We start from the raw sequence: 16,439 nt of genomic DNA on the forward strand, positions 1-16,439 counted from the left end.
GTGTAGCACCCATTCCTGTGTCTTGTCGGGAACTATGCCGAAAGAAAGTATCGATACACTCGTTGCCGAACTGACCCATGAGGAGGAGTGGCGGCGCATGCGGGCGACGGCGGCGTGTTTGGCCGGTGGTCCTCGTGCGGTGCAGGCGTTGACACAGGCGTTGCGGACGGGAGATGTCCCGCTTCGGATTGAAGCGGCGGCGATGTTGTCGCGCATCAAGGATCCGGCTGCGGGAGTCGCGTTGGTCAATGCGTTGCGGGATTCCGAGGAGTCGGTTCGGCAGGCCGCCTTTGCCGCCCTTGAGCAGATGGCCGGCAATGTAGACGACGAGACCGCGGTGGGGTTGGTGCGCAATCTTCATGAATCACCGGATGAGGATGTGCGTCACCGCGTTCGGCAGCTCCTGGGTGTGATCCCCAATGCGATCACGCCCCTCTGTGACATGTTAAAGCATCCGGATGCCGAGGCACAGACGACGGCGGCGACGATTCTCGAGCATCTGCTCGACCCGCGTTCAGCAGACGGATTGATCGATGCCATGGCCTCGCCGGCGGTTCGCGACATCGCGGTGCGGACGTTGAAGAAACTGGGCGCGATCCGGGAACGGATCGACGCGACGTTTAATGCCTTGCGCGACGTGGAGGGGGCCAGTGAGCGCGAAGAAGCTCGTATGGCAACCGTCATGGAGCTCCTGGGAATCGGGCGGCCGGCGGTTGAGATTTTGATTGAATATCTTGAGGACGACGATTGGCTCATCCGCGAAGCTGCCGCGGATTTGCTGGGAAAAATCGGCGATGTGCGGGCGGTTGAACCGCTGATGACGCGGCTGGAGAAGGATAAGGATACCGGAGTGAAGGAGTACGCCGTGAAGTCGTTGGGACTCATCGGTGACCCGCGCCCGGCACAATTGTACATCGAGGCCATTCCGATCAGACCGTTGCGGGTGATGGCCATCGAGGCGTTGGCGAAGATCAAAGACGTCGAGGTCCTGCGTCCCTATAACGAGCTGTTCAACCGGTTGCGCAGTGATCGGGACGGCATCGTGTCATACAGCGCCGGCCTTATTGCGGACAAACTGGCGGCGCTTGAAGGCGAGCAGCCGGTCGGACAGGAGGAGTCGGAGGATCATGAGTGATGCCGAGCGAATTGCACAACTAATTGCCGCATTGCGGGATGACAACGAAGCGCTGCGGGACCATGCGATGGCAAGTCTCGGGCAGATGGGCGTCGAGGCCGTTCCACAACTTATCGGTCTGATGGCGGATGAGGATGTGGTTATTCGCGAGGCGGCGGCTACGGCGGTGGTGCGCATCGGCCCCGTCGCGTTCGATCAGCTGGTGGAGGCGTTGGGTGACGATGAATGGGCGATTCGCGAGCAGGCGGCCAATGCGCTTGGACGGTTTCGCGATCCCCGTGCTGTCGATCCCCTGATGGCGGCGCTCAAGGACAAGGATGGGGCGGTCAGGACGGCGGCCGTGTGGGCATTGGAGCGCATCGGGGACTCACGTGCGACGCCGGGATTGATTGAAGCGCTTGGCGATGGGACGGTGCGTGAGGATGTTGCCCGGGTGCTGAAAAAGATCGGTGATACTCGAGCGGTCGATGCGTTGATTGAGGGGCTCTTGGGGCCCAATTGGATGGTGCGGCGCCATGCCGCGGAGGCGCTCGGTAAAATCGGCGACCCCCGCAGCACCGAGGCCCTGATCCAGTCGCTACAGGATGAGGACTGGCTCGTGCGCCGGAATGCGGCTGAATCGCTGGCACGGCTCGGAGCGAAGCAGGCCATCGAACCGCTGCTTCCCCTCCTGGAAGACGAAAATACGATGGTGCAGGAGACCGTCGAAGGTGTCCTTGCGAGTTTGGGATGGAAACAGGCGACCTCGTCATAACCCCGGATAAAGGAACGTTACTATGGCTGAAGAAGCACCGGTAAAACTGATTCAGATCGGACCCAAGGGCGGGCCCAAGAAGGATGGATTCAACCTGGTCACGGAGCGGGTTGTCGCGGTCAATCCAGAAGCCAAGCAGTTGGAAGTCGAGCTGCTCGCGTATGACGGAAAGACCGTTGTGCTGGATGTGGGGGACGAAGCGCTCGAAGATTTTCTCAAGATCAAGCCTGGTGACGGAGCCACGATTCGTGTTGTGGAAGAGGGTGGCAAACGTGTGGCGAAAAGCTTCCGCATTCGTGCGAAGGATCCAAATGCCGCGAAGGCCGACGCCATGCTCATCGATTTGAAAGACTCGCATTGGCTCAATCGCAAATATGCGGCGGAGGTCCTTGGCGAATTGAAGGATCCGCGGGCGGTCGTCCCGCTCGTGGAGGCCCTCACCGACGAGGTCGGGGATGTCCGGCAGCGGGCGTATGACTCGTTGATTAAGATCGGAGGGTCGGCCGTGCCGTCGCTCGTGCCGTTGTTGGCGGCGGAAGAAGACGATGTGCGTCAGTCGGCGACGGAAATCATTCGGAAAATCGGCAAGCCCGCTGTGGAGCCGCTGGCTACGGCGTTGGCGGACGCGGATGACCGATTGAAAACGAAGATTATGAAGGTGCTGGACCGGATGGGTTATAAACCGAAGCCCAAGGAAAGTGCCCAGGCTGAGCCGGCGAAGCTCCTGAGTTAACAGTGGCCGTCCGGCCGCCGTTAGGCGGCCGGATTTTTCGTCGTACGACCGACCGACACGTGGCGGAAGCCGTAGGTGACGACGCGATCGGATTCGTAAGTGTTGCGCAGGTCGAGCAACAGCGGTTCCTTCATTGATTTCTTGAGCCGCTCAAAGTCAAGATTTCTGAACTGATTCCATTCGGTCATGATGATCAGGCCGTCGGCGCCTTCTGCGACGTCATACGTATCCTGGCAGGGAACCATGCCGGGCAAGAGCTTGACCGATTCCTCCATCGACGCCGGGTCGTAGGCGCGGATCGTCGCCCCTTCCTTCATCAGTTCGCTCAGGATCGTCAGTGACGGGGCTTCGCGCATGTCGTTCGTATTAGGCTTGAAGGAGAGGCCCAAGACGCCGAGGGTTTTCCCTTTGACGCCCCCGCACGCGTCCTTCACCTTCTGAACCATGCGCAGGTGCTGCTCATAGTTGACTTTGGCCGCCGCGCCGGCAATCTGAAACGGGTAGCCCACGCGCTCGCCGGTCTGCACCAGCGCCGCCAGGTCTTTCGGGAAGCAGGAACCGCCGAATCCTGGGCCGGCGTGCAGAAACTTGTTGCCGATACGATTGTCGAGCCCCATGCCTTTGGACACCATCTGCACGTCCGCTCCCACCTTTTCACAGACCGTCGCAATTTCATTGATGAACGAGATTTTGACGGCGAGAAAGGCGTTGGAGGCGTACTTGATCATTTCAGCGGTCGGAATGTCGGTGACGACAATGGGGGTCTCGAGTAGATACAAGGGGCGGTAGAGGTCCTTCATGATGGCCACGGCCTGTTCGCTGTCCGCGCCGATGACCACGCGGTTGGGCCGCATGAAGTCTTCGATGGCGGAGCCTTCCCGCAGGAATTCGGGGTTGGACACGATATCGAATCGGAATCGGCCGGTTTGGTTGGCCTTGATGACTTCGCGCAATTTTTCGCCGGTGCCGACCGGTACCGTCGACTTGGTGACGATGACTTTGTATCCGGTCATGTTCTTGGCAATCCCGCGACCGACCTCTTCGACATAGGACAGATCGGCGGAGCCGTCGGATTTCGGCGGTGTGCCAACTGCGATGAAGATGACCAGCGCTTTATCGACGGCTTTCGCGACATCGGTTGTGAAATGGAGTCGGTCTTCTTTGATGCCCTTGGAGACAAGTTCGGTGATGCCGGGCTCGAAAAACGGCACCTCGCCTTTTTCGAGCTTGGCAATCCGGCGTGCGTCTGTATCCATGCAGGTCACGTTGACGCCGAATTCCGCGAAGCAGGCACCGGTAACCAAGCCGACATAGCCCGTTCCAATCACGCTAATATGCATGGATGCATCTCCTCTTGAAGAACAGCCGCGAGCCGTTTGGGTGAGTACGTGTGTAGAGTCGGTAGTATAACAATGCCCGGGAAACCGAGCAATCATCTCGCAGGTTTTTGCGGGGAGCGTCGACGAGGTGAATTGCAGATTGTGGTGCAGTTCAGTAGAATTCGGGCCTCTTCACGGGAGACGCCGACAGATGGCGGTGGTAGGCGGACCGATCCAGCGACCGTTAGCAATGATGATGCGTCCCATCAGTAACACAGTGCGCCCCGATGATTCTCTGTTGGTGGTGGCGCAGCGGTTACGTGATGCCCGGGTCGGGGCGATGCTGGTGGCCGACCACGGTGACTACGTGGGGATCGTCAGCGAGGCCGATCTCGTCCGAAAAGCCATGGCCAGCGGGGCACCAGCTGAGCAGGTGTTGGCTCGTACTGTGATGAGTACGCCGGTCATGACGATCGACATCGCTCAGTCGGCGCATGACGCGAGCGACCTGATGGCTGAACGAGGCATCCGGCATCTGGTGATCACCGAAGAAGGGCGAGTAGTCGGCATGATCTCCGTGCGCGATTTGCTGCGATACTTCAAAAATTGGGGCACGCTGTAGCGATGATTCGACAAGCCCGCAAACCATTTCCTGCTCCCACCTGGTGTTCCGCGGTCCCCCGTTTATGATGACTCAGGGACCTTCCGCTGCGTCCGTTTCACGTCTCTTTCTCCTTGCGACGGCGCTGGTGACGGGCGCGATTGTCATGGCGCTCGAGATCCTGGGCAGTCGTTTGCTCGCTCCCGTCTTTGGGAATTCGCTCTTTGTATGGGGCGCGTTGATCGGCATTATTCTGGCGGCGATGAGTTCCGGCTACGCGTTCGGCGGTTGGGCATCGGATCGGTATCGTGTTGCGGCCGTGTTGGCGTGGCTCCTGCTGGGGTCAGGTGCCTGGACCTTGCTGATGTCGTGGTTGGGGCAAGGTGCGATTTTCAAGGTCGCCAAAATGATTGAGGACCCTCGCTGGGGCCCCAGCGTTGCGGCCTGCGTGCTGCTCGCCCCTCCCGCGTTTGGATTGAGCGGGGTGATGCCCGCATTGCTCAGATTGGCCGTGGTCGATATGGGCTATCTCGGTCGTCACACGGGGAGCATGATTGCCTTGTCGACCGTGGGGAGCCTGGCAGGGACTTGGGGGACGGCATTCTTTCTGCTCTCGTGGCTGGGGACCCAGACGCTGGTGGCGTCATTGGGGGTGATCCAACTCCTGTTGGGGTTGGCGTGGTTGCAACAGGGAAGCGGCAAGGTGACAAGGCTCACTGGGATCGCCTTCACCGGTTTGCTCATCCTAGGGTGGCAATTATTCGGCCAGGCTCCTCCTGTAGCGGGGTTGGTGTACCAGGAGGATAGTCCCTATCAACAAGTGCGGGTGCGGGACGACGATCTGTTTCGGTATCTGGTGCTTGACCGCACCTGGCATGCCGTCATGTGGCGGGCTGATCCACACACCCTCTTTCTTCCGTATAGTCAGCTCATGGTCGCTGCGGTGGCGTTGACTCCTGAACCCAAGCGGGGACTCATATTGGGGCATGGAGGAGGATCGCTGGCGAAGTGGCTGGCCCAGGTCTGGCCTGAACTGGAGTTGGATGTCGTCGAGTTTGACCCCGTCGTGGTGCGGATGGCGGAACAGTACTTCGAGTATCATCCCCCGGCCAATCACCATGTCTGGGTCAAGGATGCTCGTGTGTTCCTGCGCGACACGAAGGCGACGTATGATGTCATCTGGGTGGATGCATTTGCCCGGCACCTGATTCCCTTTCATTTGACCACCGTGGAGTTCTTTTCCGAGCTCCGTGAGCGACTCAACCCAAGCGGGGTGCTGGCTCTCAACCTGGCTTCTTCCGGTGAGGGAGGGGACCTCCAGCGTGCGAGTGCGGTGGTGCAGACACTGAAGACGGCATTTCCCGCGGTCGAGTCCTTTGGCGTCAAAGGGCCGTGGCGGGCACACCAAACGACGGCGGAGAATCTAATCTTTTTCGGCGGCAGTCCGATCGATACCATGCCGTACGGTGAGTTCGTGCAGCGGATTCAATCGCAGGTGGAGGCCAGACGTTTGCCGCTTGAAGCGGTTTCGCTCCTGGCTGCCCGACGGACCACCCCCTGGTCGCCGGGCTTGCAGTTGACGGACGATTACACTCCCTACGACCTCTTGATCGGATCCCACGCGGTGGAGATGGCTCCCGACGGGAAGTGATGGTCGCAAGCCGTTGAAATGCAGAATCTATTCTGCGTCATTGCCTGACGGCCCCCGAGGTAGATGGTCCTCTCCTGTTGGCCTTGGCCGCCCAAGAAACTTTCTTGCTTCCTTTTAAATCCCTGTGCTATAAGGGGTCGCTCATTAGCCTGTTATTTAGGATACATTCGAGTAGTTGTTGCTAGCCTCCTGGGAGGAGCGTCTAGCAGAAGGTTCAGCGCGCGGTGGTCATTATTTACCAACCTAATCGCATCTCTTCTTAATCTCTTTAAGGAGGTAGGTCATGGGTAAGACGATGGTGGCAGTATTTTTCGGCCTGGTCATGCTGGTCGCTGGGGCATCAGGCGCATACGCGCTGCAAGCTGGCGGTGTCGAAATCGGTGATTTGGATACCGGTTCTGTCGTTGGCCAACCGTTTAAAGAATTGGTCGTAGATGCGGAATTGTACGCCGTCGAAATCGGCAACATGAAGGCGTGGTATCCGCCGGTGACCGTGATCGATTTTAAGGTTCGCCCCGGTCGTCCGGTTGTTCTGAAAGTGACGAACAACTCTTCGAGTGAGCACGGTTTCCAAATGACCGATCCGGTGAACGCCGCTTCTCCGTTTGTGATGAAGGCAGAAGTGGTGCTGAAGCCTGGCGAGACCAAGTACATTGGTGTGCCGACCAGCGACATGTTCAATGCGACCCAGGGCAATACCCTGACCTATCGTTGCCATTTGCACCCGGCTCATGTCGGTGGCAAGCTCGTGATGATCAAGTAGTCGGTTTGGGACAATCGCATCTAGCGCAACGCCCCATCTGCAGTGATGCAGATGGGGCGTTGGTGTTTGTGCGCCACTGATGCGGAGCAAGTAGCGTCCGGCTACGCTTCCTGCTCTTTCTGACATTCAACCGCAGCGTCCAACGGGATACTTTGGATCCCTTTGAGTTGTCCCTCCACGATCAGTAGCAAGAAGCGATTCTCCGTGGGGGCGGATTGCCGACGCTCTGTCACGATAGCATTCACATCCACAATCATTTCATCGCCATCCCATTGGGTTTCGTTCACGATCCAGAAGTGACTGGCAGCATCAGGAAATTGTCGAGTGACGAAACTGTCGATTAGCGTTCCGATATCAGCAGTATCAGTCATGGCGGATGCTGGGAGCGGGGCGAGGGTCAGGCAGGCGAGCAGCGCCAGGCGAGCAAGACGTCTCATGTGGACCTCCCATTGAGAGGATGGAGAAATACGGGTGCATCGGGGCCACGTGAGAACGGTGGCCTTCGCATGCCACGTCTTCTTAAAGTCTACAGTGGTCGAGCGGGGAAAGCCAGGGAAGTGTCCGTTACTGACGAGCGGTCAGGGCGGAGTTGATTCGGTCTGGAAATGACGAAGGCTCCCGGAGGAGCCTTCGTGGTCCCATGCACAGGTGTCGGTCGGATGCGTTAGTTGCGAACGCCGCTCCACACTTTGGCTGGATCGATTTCTTTGTCCGGATTCAAGGACTTGGCCTTTTCGAGCAACACGTCGGTCGTTTCCGGGTAGGCTGGATCTGCGATGCAGCAATTATCCACCGGGCAGACGGCCGCGCATTGGGGTTCATCGAAGTGCCCGACGCACTCGGTGCAGCGGTCGTGCGTGATGACATAGATATTGTCGCCGACTCCCTGACCGTCTCCGACATGGTTGCCCTTACCTTCAGCGTCGCTTCGCGTCTCGAAAATCGCCTCATTGGGACATTCTGGCAGGCATGCCCCGCAGGAAATACATTCATCGGTGATCAGAAGCGCCATGGCCTGTGCCTCCTTCTCGGTTCCTTTTAATGACGGATAAGATGTTGACAATTTCGTGCCGCCGCGACCATAGTTCGCGGCGAAACAGGTCCGCATTCTAAGCTGGCGTTCTTCGGCAAGTCAACAGAGTGCGGCTTGGTAAGAAGGCCTAGCGCCGGGAAAGTCATGGGGCTTTGGGCCCAATATACATGCGGCTCTGCGCGTGTGTGGTCACATGAGGATGCATCGATGTTCGACAGCATGTGCGTATGGTAACGCGTTCGAGTGGAGCGGAGTCGGAGCAGCGTCGCAAGAAAATTGTGACGTTTGTGCTGCTGGTGATTTTGCTGATCAGCGTGACCCTGTTTCTCGGGGGACCGAAGGAGTCGGAACTCATTATCGTCGAGTTTCCGAACGGCAAAACCATGGAAACGGAAGTGGCGAGTACGCCGGAGAAGTTACTGTTTGGTCTCGCGTTCCGGGAAGGATTGCCAGCCGACACGGGGATGCTCTATATCTTTGAGTCGACCGGATTGCATCGAGTGGGGACCCGGCAGTTTCGTATTCCCGTCGACATGCTGTGGATTGATGAAAGTCATCACATCGTGCAGATCCTGGAGCAGGTGCCGCCTTGTGCCCAGGACCCCTGCCCCCTGTATGGCCCCCCTCCCGAGCCGGTTCGTTACCTCATCCAGGCCGAGGCCGGTTACGCCAAACGCGCCGAGATCACGACCGGGATGGAGCTCAGGTTTACGCTTCGTATGTAGAGGGAGTGGATATTGGTTATGGAAGGGTTTCAGTGCGTCGCTACGGTCGAGGAGATTCCGCCCGGCCAGGTGAAAGTCGTGAAGGTGAACGAGCGCGATATTGCCGTCTTCAATATCGAGGGTCGCTTTCACGCGATTTATAACTCCTGCCCTCATGAAGGCGGGCCTCTGCACAAAGGGCGCGTGAAGGGGCATGTCGTCTCCTGTCCCTGGCATGACTTGAAGTTTGATGTGCGAAATGGTCAAGGCACGGACGGTGGGGGCTACTGTGTGGGGAGTTATGATGTGCGCATTGAGGGTGGGGAGGTGTTTGTTGGTGCCAGACGGAAGGTCTAGTCGTACGAAATTCTAGTCGAGGTAGTAAGAGCGTCTATGAGTCCATTAAGTAAAGTGATGCCGACGGGTACTGAACCGGAGGCGGGCGCGAGGACGATCAAGGCCCAGGTGGGCATACCGGTCCATATCCGGCTCTGGGAGGATCGGACGAGGGGAGAGCAGTGGGTTCCTTCCTATGACCCTGGCGTCATGTCGCTGGTGGAAGACGATTTTCTCCGGATAGCCAGCAACAATGCGGTGGATGCGGGGCAGCGCAGTTTCGAGTTCAGGCCGGTGGCCGCCGGCACGCATCGGTTGGTCTTCGAAAAGCGGATGGGATGGAAATTTACGTCTGAAGACCGGCAGATCTATTATGTCACGGTGTCTTGACTTGCCGGGTGTGGAAAGAGGTCATGCCTGACATTGCGTGCGTGAATGGTCGGTTTGGTCCTTTGGCCGACGCCGTCGTCAGCGTCGAAGACCGGGGCTTCCAGTTCGGGGATGGGGTATACGAAGTCATTCGTACGTATCGAGGTCGGCCCTTCGCCGTCGACGAGCATCTGGCCCGACTGGAACGGAGTGCCCAGGCGCTCCAACTCTCTCTTGGGCCCTCGAAGGCTCAATGGGGCACACTGATTGAGGAGGGTCTACGATTGAGCGATCTTCCCGAGACGAAAATCTATCTGCAGATTACCCGTGGGCAGGCGCCGCGCGATCATCCCTTTCCGGTTCCGCTCCTTCCGACGACGGTGTTGACCTTTCGTGAGCTCCATCCCCTGGACGTGTTGGTTCGCCAAACCGGAGTTCAGGCGATCTTGCTGGAAGATATTCGCTGGGGGCGTTGCGATATCAAGAGCGTCAATCTGTTGCCGAACGTCTTGGCGCGCCAACGAGCGAAGGAAGCTGGCGTGTTTGAGGCAATTTTGCTTCGGGATGGAGTGGTGACTGAGGGGTCCGTCAGTAATGTCATGGTGGTGCGGAACGGGACGATTCAGACTGCGCCTGAAGGACCACGCATTCTTTCGGGGGTGACGCGGGCCAAGGTCTTGGAGCTGGCGAAGAAAGAGGGGATTCCGGTTGCCGAAACCATGGTCCGGCGCGAAGACTTGCTCGGGGCGTCAGAGGTGTTCCTGACAGGGACAACTGTGGAGGTGTTGCCGGTCGTGCGTGTGGATGGACAGGCGATCGGATCTGCTGTTCCTGGCCCCATTGCTCAGCTTCTGTCTCGCCGCTGGGAAGCCCTGGTCGGCTAGCCGTCCCTTGCTTTCACTCCTATGGCATGGTAAGGTGCCAGCGCTGTAAGTGGGCCTGGGCCCACTTTTTTGTTTGAGCAACTTTTGCTTATGCGTGACGCGGGAGCAGTGTCGGAAGGAAAGCCTTCGGTGAAACGAGCTGAGGCGCTGAACCTTCGCGTGCAGGAAGTCGCAGCCCCCATTTTACAGTCCCACGGTCTTGAGTTAGTCGAGGCGGTGTGTGTCGGTCAGGGGCCACGGACCGTCATTCGAGTATTCATCGACAAGCCCGGCGGTATCTCGCTGACGGACTGTGAGCAAGCGCATCGTTCGTTGAGCCCGGCGCTGGATGTTATTGATCCGTTCCCGCATGCCTATACGCTGGAAATTTCCTCGCCGGGACTGGATCGTCCGTTACGGAGCGCGCAAGACTATCGGCGACTGATCGGGCAGCCGATCACTCTGAAATTGCGGCAACCGATTCAGGCACAGTGGCGGCTTGAGGGTACCGTCCTGGATGTGGATGACCGTGCGGTCACGCTGTCGGTCCCGCAGAAGAAAACTGCGGAAACGATGCGAATTGAGTTTGATCATATCGCCCTGGCGCGCCGGAAGATCGAGTTTTCCAAATAGCAGAGGTGGCCGAGGGCTGTGTTAACCATGAGGTGTGAGCTATGAACCGAGAGTTGATCGCCGTCATCGATGAAATCGGCCGTCAAAAAGGAATCGACAAGGCCCGGGTCATTGGCGCGATCGAGTCCGCGCTTCAAACTGCCGCCAAAAAACGATTTGGCCAGGCGGAAAATATTCAGGTGGAAATTGACAGCAAGACCGGAGAAATTTCGGTCGTCTCCAAGAAGATCATCGTCGATACCGTTGCCAATCCAAAGGCTGAAATCTCTCTGAAGGAAGCCCGCGAGTATGACGAAGGTGCAGAAGTGGGCGATGAGATCGGCTCGCTGATCGAGATGGATGAGTTAGGCCGTATCGCGGCTCAGACGGCCAAGCAGGTCATTTTCCAAAAGGTGCGAGAGGCGGAATGGGAAGCCGTTCAAAAGGAGTATTCGACCCGTCAAGGTGACTTGGTCAACGGCATTATTCTGGGCATGGAGCGGCGGAACTTCCTGGTCGATCTCGGCAAGACGGAGGCGATCCTTCCTATTCAGGAACAGATCCCACGCGAAACCTATCGCCGCGGCGATCGCGTGAAGGCCTTGTTGTTGGAAGTGCGCCGGACGCCCAAAGATGTCCAGGTGATTCTCTCGCGCAGTCATCCCCAATTTGTGGCCAAGTTGTTTGAGTTGGAGGTACCGGAAGTCGGGGAGAAAATCGTTGAGATCAAGTCGATCGTGCGTGAGCCTGGTGATCGCACGAAGATCGCCGTGTCGTCGCGTGATAAGGCTGTGGATCCGGTGGGGGCCTGTGTCGGCATCAAGGGGTCGCGAGTCCAGGCGGTGGTCCGCGAGTTGCGTGGAGAAAAGATCGACATTATTACGTGGACGCAGGATCCTCGTGTCTTCATCGCGGAAGCGCTGAACCCGGCGACGATCGAGAAGGTCGGAATCGACGAGGAAAAGAAGTCGGCACTCGTGGTGGTGGCGGATTCGCAGCTGTCATTGGCAATCGGGAAGAACGGGCAGAACGTTCGACTTGCCGCGCGTCTGACTGGTTGGAAGATCGACATCATCAGCGCGACAGAGTACGAGAAGGAAAAGGCTGAGCGGGATCGGGATATTAAGGCGGCCTTAGCGGAAGAGACGGAAGCCCAGCGCCAGCAGGACGAGGCGCGGGCTGCGGCCCAGCAGGCAGAGTAACGCGGCTCGATGGTCACGAGCCGACTGGCAATTATCTAAGCGGGTGGAGCTGAGCGGTACAGTATGCGCGTGTACGAATTAGCAAAGCAGCTGGGGATGGAAAATCGGGAGCTGATTCCTGAACTGAAACGGCTCGGGATTCCGGTGGCATCCCACAGCAGCGCCTTGGATGACGATTCGGTTCGCGTGGCGATCGAGAAGCTCAGCTCTAAGGCACGAGCCGGAGAAACCTCTGCCGGGCATGAGGGGAAAAAGGCGGGTCGCGCCAAAGAGCATGGGGCCGTACATGCACTGGTGCATGAAGAGCCGCCGAAGCCTGACAAAAAGCGCATCCTCATCAAGAAGAAGAAGGAGGAGGGTGCGGAGGAGGCTGCTGCGCCGCTGGCTGCGGCAGAGGCGGTGTTTGCGCCGGCTGCTTCTCAAGGCGCCGAAGCGGCGCCGGTTGCGCCTCCTGTGGTAACCGCTCCTGAGGTTGCTGAGGCTGTGTCGTCAGAGGCGGCCCCGGTTGACGAAGCTGTCTCGCAACCGCCGGTTGCCGCGGCTGTGGTAGAAGCGGCGACGAAGCCGACCCAGCCTCCTGTGGTCACGGCGACTCCCGCCGATGCGGCGGCAGCTGCGAAAAAGAAGGCTTTAGCAACGGAGGCGCTGGAGAGTGAAGCGGCGGCCCGCGAGAAGCTGAAAAAAGCTAAAAAGGCGCCACGGACGCGGGAAGAAGACGAAGCGAAGTTCAAGAACGACGCCACCCGATGGGGTGATCTGCGGGCGATCCCGGTCCAGCGGCGCGAAGACCGGTCCAAGCATATCCACCATGCCTCGCCGACGGAAATCACAAAGCCGAGAAAGAAAAGCGTGAAATTGAGCGCGGGAGTCAGTGTCAAGGAGTTCGCGGAACTCATCGGTCAGCGACCTGCGGATGTTGTCCGGAAGCTGATGGAGATGGGGCAGATGGTGACGTTCAATCAGTCGATCAATCTCGAGGCGGCCTCATTGATCGCTGAAGAGTACGGGGCGAAGGTGGAAGTATCCACGGAAAAAGCCGGAGAGGCGTTACTGGAAGAGGCTGCGCAATCGTCAGGTGAGGAACATGCCGTACCGCGCCCTCCGGTCGTGACGATCATGGGCCATGTGGATCACGGGAAAACGTCCTTGCTCGATGCAATCCGGCAGACGAAGGTGGCGGAAGGCGAGGCGGGAGGTATCACGCAGCATATCGGCGCCTACATGGTCGGGGTGCGCGACAAGCAGGTCACCTTCCTCGATACTCCCGGCCATGAAGCGTTTACGGCAATGCGTGCTCGTGGCGCCAAAGCGACGGATATTGTGATTCTGGTGGTGGCCGCCGACGATGGTGTGATGCCGCAGACGGTCGAGGCGATTCATCACGCCAAAGCTGCCGGAGTGCCGCTGATCGTCGCCATTAACAAAGTGGACAAGCCGGGGGCGAATGTCGATCGTGTTAAGAATGCGCTGACCGAGCACGGATTGGTCGCGGAGTCTTGGGGCGGCGATACGATCATGGTCGAGGTCTCTGCGAAGCAGCGAACCGGCCTCGATAATCTTTTGGAAATGATTCTCCTGCAGGCGGAAGTGTTGGAATTGAAGGCGGATCCCGAGCGTATGGCGAAGGGGTTAGTGATCGAGGCGAAGCTGGACCGTGGTCGTGGACCGATCGCGACGGTGTTGGTGCAGAGCGGGACCTTGCATGTCGGTGATGCGTTTGTGGTCGGCAATTTCAGCGGCCGTGTTCGTGCTCTCGTCACAGACACAGGGAAAAAGACCGTGGAAGCCGGGCCGTCGGTGCCTGTTGAGGTGATCGGATTGCCGGGAGTGCCGTCCGCCGGTGATGTCTTTACCATTGTGAAGGACGAGCGCGTGGCTCGTGAGATCGCTCAGGAGCGGGCAATGAAACAGCGAGCCGCCGATCTGGCCGGTCCGGCGAAGGTGAGCCTGGATGATCTGTTTGCCAAGATTCAGGAGGGCAACGTCAAGGAGTTGCCGATCGTGATCAAGGCCGACGTGCAGGGCTCTGCGGAGGCCTTGGCGGCTGCGGTGGAGAAGATGCCGGCTGGTGCAGTCAAGCTGCGAGTGATGCACACTGGGGTCGGCGGAATTACGGAAACCGATATTCTTCTGGCGGCGGCGTCCAAGGCCATCGTGATCGGATTCAATATCCGTCCGGAACCGAAGGCGGCGGCGTTGGCCGAGCGTGAAGGCGTTGATGTTCGCCTCTATAGCATCATCTATGACGCGCTGAACGACATCCGCGCGGCGATGGAAGGGCTGCTCGAGCCGACGCTCAAGGAGCGCGTGCTTGGGCGGGCTGAGGTACGGCAGATGTTCACGATTCCGAAGGCTGGCCTGGTGGCCGGCTGCTACGTCGTGGATGGCGCAATTTCCAGGGCCAGTGCGGGGGTGCGCGTCATTCGGGACAGTGTGGTTGTCTATGAAGGCAAGCTGGGCTCGCTCAGGCGCTTCAAGGATGATGTGCGTGAAGTTCAGCAGGGATATGAGTGCGGTATTACGGTTGAAAACTTCAATGACCTTAAGGCCGGGGACATTATCGAGGCGTTTGCGATAGATAAGGTTGCGGCCAAGCTTGAAACGACAAATCGTGGTGCGGCTCCGCAAAGTCACCGGGCATGATCGTTGGGCTCTGCACGGTCGAATTGTTTATTCCTGATGGCCATTCATTGAAAGAGAAGCGCCAGGTCCTGCAAAGTTTGAAAGCCCGGCTGCGGGATAAATTCAATGTGTCGGTAGCTGAGGTCGGTGATCAGGAGTTGTGGCAGAAGGCCATTCTCGGCTTGGCCTGCGTGGCGAATGAGTCCACGCACGTGAATCAGGTCCTCGACCAAGCGGTGAATTTGATTCAGGCGGTACCCACGATCCAGTTGTTGCGCTCGCGAATCGAATTGCTCTAAGGCCGACTCATGTCAAAGTCGACATATAGCCGAGCCGATCGGGTGGCCGATCAGATTCGCATGGAAGTGGCTGACATCCTGATGCGGAAGATCAAAGATCCGCGTGTGAGGTCCGTGACCGTGACGGATGTCGAGTTGACGAAGGATTTGCGCATCGCGCGCGTCTTCGTGACGACGATGGAGCAAAACAAGGACGAACGGCACGTATTCGACGGGTTGGCGAAGGCGAGCGGGTTTGTGCGGGCGGAATTAGGCCGACGCCTGGCGTTGCGGTATCTGCCGGAAGTGATCTTCATGAAGGATGTCAGCGGCGCACGGGCGGATCGGGTGCTGAAGCTATTGGATGGATTGCAGCGTGACGAGGCGAAGGATGAGGTGCTCATGGAATCCCCTCGCACCGATGTCTAGCAAATGATCGCGATGCCGACGACGGAATCCCAGGTCGTGAGGAAGCTTCAGGACGGAGTGCTGAATGTCCATAAGGAAGCGAGGTGGACGTCTCACGACGTAGTGGCGCGCATCCGTGGGAAGTTGCGCGGGATCAAGCTTGGACACGCGGGAACGTTGGACCCGGCCGCCACCGGGGTGCTGCCTCTACTTCTGGGTCGCGGGACACGTATCGCAGAATATTTGCTCGAGTGGGATAAGACCTATCTCGCCGAGATGCGACTCGGTGAAACAACCGACACGCAAGATGCCACGGGAACCGTACTTCAGCGCTTACCGGTTGACTCGCTGAGTGAAGCCCGCCTCCGAGACGTGGTGGCCGCGTTTGAGGGGCCTATTCAGCAAATTCCCCCCATGTATTCAGCGGTAAAGGTTGGGGGAGTTCCCCTCTATAAGTCTGCACGAGCCGGCAAAGACGTGGCGCGTCAGGCGCGTGACGTCACTGTTTATCGAATCGAGATTGTGAGTATGCAGCTCCCGCACGTCATGCTTCGCGTGACATGCTCCAAAGGGACGTACATCCGAACGTTGTGCGCGGATATCGGAGCGCAGTTAGGGACGGGTGGTCATATGGGCTCGCTTGTTCGTGAGCGTGTGGGGCCACTCGTGCTGGAGCAGGCGTTGACCGTGGGCGAAGTCGAATCGCGGTTGACGCAGGGAACGTTGGAGGCCTCATTGTTAACGCTGGATGAGGCGTTATTCGGGCTTCCGACGTGCATGGTGGGTGCAGGAACGGCCAGACGCGTGTTGCACGGCATGCCGGTTCCATGTTCGGAAGTGCTGGGCTGGGAAGGGGTGCCTACGGACCTTCCTGAGGGAACCAGTCGTGCGATTCGGATCAAAGACGAAGACGGGCGGTTATTGGCCATCGGCACCATGCCCGCCGGCCTACGAATTCAAGGGGGGAGCGCGGGAGAGCTCCCGATTGCCGTCTCAAAAGTATTGGTCACAGATGAGTCACAAGGGTCAAGTATCGCGAACTCAATAGAGGAGTAG

At 58.6% G+C, this 16,439-nt stretch carries 19 protein-coding genes; 16 read left to right on the forward strand and 3 right to left on the reverse strand.

Going from position 1 to position 16,439, the window contains the following annotated elements:
- Window positions 1-34: 34 nt before the first annotated feature.
- The 3 genes from KJA79_RS06705 to KJA79_RS06715 are packed head-to-tail and all read left to right on the forward strand — an operon-like array spanning window position 35 to window position 2,622.
- A complete protein-coding gene (locus tag KJA79_RS06705) occupies window positions 35-1,135 on the forward strand; it encodes a HEAT repeat domain-containing protein (protein WP_213041206.1) in 1,101 nt (366 codons plus the stop codon).
- Window positions 1,128-1,889 carry a HEAT repeat domain-containing protein gene (locus KJA79_RS06710; RefSeq protein ID WP_213041207.1) on the forward strand — a complete coding sequence of 254 codons (762 nt, stop codon included), beginning with the start codon at window positions 1,128-1,130 and terminating at the stop codon, window positions 1,887-1,889. The genes KJA79_RS06705 and KJA79_RS06710 overlap by 8 nt, the downstream gene beginning before the upstream one ends.
- Before the next feature lie 22 nt (window positions 1,890-1,911).
- On the forward strand, window positions 1,912-2,622 hold the full coding sequence (locus tag KJA79_RS06715) for a HEAT repeat domain-containing protein (RefSeq protein WP_213041208.1): 711 nt from the start codon (window positions 1,912-1,914) through the stop codon (window positions 2,620-2,622).
- A 20-nt stretch (window positions 2,623-2,642) separates the two neighbouring features.
- On the opposite strand, the gene KJA79_RS06720 is transcribed toward KJA79_RS06715, so the two are convergent.
- Entirely contained in the window at window positions 2,643-3,962 is a 1,320-nt protein-coding gene (locus KJA79_RS06720) for a UDP-glucose dehydrogenase family protein (RefSeq protein ID WP_213041209.1), read from the reverse strand.
- 190 nt (window positions 3,963-4,152) lie between these two features.
- On the opposite strand from KJA79_RS06720, the gene KJA79_RS06725 reads away from it, so the two are divergent.
- The 3 genes from KJA79_RS06725 (at window position 4,153) to KJA79_RS06735 (ending at window position 6,956) form a co-directional block, all read left to right on the forward strand.
- On the forward strand, window positions 4,153-4,563 hold the full coding sequence (locus tag KJA79_RS06725; RefSeq protein ID WP_213041210.1) for a CBS domain-containing protein: 411 nt from the start codon (window positions 4,153-4,155) through the stop codon (window positions 4,561-4,563).
- A gap of 64 nt (window positions 4,564-4,627) precedes the next feature.
- The gene (locus KJA79_RS06730) at window positions 4,628-6,193 is read left to right on the forward strand and encodes a fused MFS/spermidine synthase (RefSeq protein ID WP_213041211.1); all 1,566 of its coding nucleotides are present in this window, start codon (window positions 4,628-4,630) and stop codon (window positions 6,191-6,193) included.
- A gap of 283 nt (window positions 6,194-6,476) precedes the next feature.
- Window positions 6,477-6,956: a hypothetical protein gene (locus KJA79_RS06735; RefSeq protein WP_213041212.1), complete on the forward strand. Its 480-nt coding sequence runs from the start codon at window positions 6,477-6,479 to the stop codon at window positions 6,954-6,956.
- A gap of 101 nt (window positions 6,957-7,057) precedes the next feature.
- On the opposite strand, the gene KJA79_RS06740 is transcribed toward KJA79_RS06735, so the two are convergent.
- Entirely contained in the window at window positions 7,058-7,393 is a 336-nt protein-coding gene (locus tag KJA79_RS06740) for a hypothetical protein (protein WP_213041213.1), read from the reverse strand.
- 227 nt (window positions 7,394-7,620) lie between these two features.
- Window positions 7,621-7,968, reverse strand: a complete 348-nt coding sequence (locus KJA79_RS06745; protein ID WP_213041214.1) for a 4Fe-4S dicluster domain-containing protein — start codon at window positions 7,966-7,968, stop codon at window positions 7,621-7,623.
- Between the two features lie 248 nt (window positions 7,969-8,216).
- Here KJA79_RS06745 and KJA79_RS06750 point away from each other — a divergent pair, with 248 nt between their 5' ends.
- From KJA79_RS06750 to truB, 10 genes are all read left to right on the forward strand, one after another.
- Window positions 8,217-8,714 carry a DUF192 domain-containing protein gene (locus KJA79_RS06750; protein WP_213041215.1) on the forward strand — a complete coding sequence of 166 codons (498 nt, stop codon included), beginning with the start codon at window positions 8,217-8,219 and terminating at the stop codon, window positions 8,712-8,714.
- Between the two features lie 18 nt (window positions 8,715-8,732).
- Window positions 8,733-9,050, forward strand: coding sequence for a Rieske (2Fe-2S) protein (locus tag KJA79_RS06755; protein WP_213041216.1), 318 nt, complete (start codon window positions 8,733-8,735; stop codon window positions 9,048-9,050).
- A 36-nt stretch (window positions 9,051-9,086) separates the two neighbouring features.
- Window positions 9,087-9,419: a protease inhibitor I42 family protein gene (locus KJA79_RS06760; protein WP_213041217.1), complete on the forward strand. Its 333-nt coding sequence runs from the start codon at window positions 9,087-9,089 to the stop codon at window positions 9,417-9,419.
- Window positions 9,420-9,442: 23 nt separating this feature from the next.
- Entirely contained in the window at window positions 9,443-10,282 is an 840-nt protein-coding gene (dat, locus tag KJA79_RS06765) for a D-amino-acid transaminase (protein WP_213041218.1), read from the forward strand.
- A gap of 129 nt (window positions 10,283-10,411) precedes the next feature.
- Window positions 10,412-10,894 (forward strand): ribosome maturation factor RimP, encoded by a 483-nt coding sequence (locus tag KJA79_RS06770; protein ID WP_213041219.1) that lies wholly within the window; start codon window positions 10,412-10,414, stop codon window positions 10,892-10,894.
- 41 nt (window positions 10,895-10,935) lie between these two features.
- The gene (gene nusA / locus KJA79_RS06775; RefSeq protein ID WP_213041220.1) at window positions 10,936-12,075 is read left to right on the forward strand and encodes a transcription termination factor NusA; all 1,140 of its coding nucleotides are present in this window, start codon (window positions 10,936-10,938) and stop codon (window positions 12,073-12,075) included.
- A 63-nt stretch (window positions 12,076-12,138) separates the two neighbouring features.
- Window positions 12,139-14,718: a translation initiation factor IF-2 gene (gene infB / locus KJA79_RS06780; protein WP_213041221.1), complete on the forward strand. Its 2,580-nt coding sequence runs from the start codon at window positions 12,139-12,141 to the stop codon at window positions 14,716-14,718.
- Window positions 14,715-14,996: a DUF503 domain-containing protein gene (locus KJA79_RS06785; RefSeq protein ID WP_213041222.1), complete on the forward strand. Its 282-nt coding sequence runs from the start codon at window positions 14,715-14,717 to the stop codon at window positions 14,994-14,996. Before infB ends, KJA79_RS06785 begins: the two co-directional genes overlap by 4 nt.
- Window positions 14,997-15,005: 9 nt before the next feature.
- Window positions 15,006-15,404 (forward strand): 30S ribosome-binding factor RbfA, encoded by a 399-nt coding sequence (gene rbfA / locus KJA79_RS06790; RefSeq protein ID WP_213041223.1) that lies wholly within the window; start codon window positions 15,006-15,008, stop codon window positions 15,402-15,404.
- Between the two features lie 36 nt (window positions 15,405-15,440).
- Window positions 15,441-16,439, forward strand: a complete 999-nt coding sequence (truB, locus tag KJA79_RS06795; RefSeq protein WP_213041224.1) for a tRNA pseudouridine(55) synthase TruB — start codon at window positions 15,441-15,443, stop codon at window positions 16,437-16,439.

The sequence above is a fragment of the Nitrospira defluvii genome, assembly GCF_905220995.1.
In the GTDB taxonomy this organism is placed as follows: Bacteria; Nitrospirota; Nitrospiria; order Nitrospirales; family Nitrospiraceae; genus Nitrospira_A; species Nitrospira_A defluvii_C.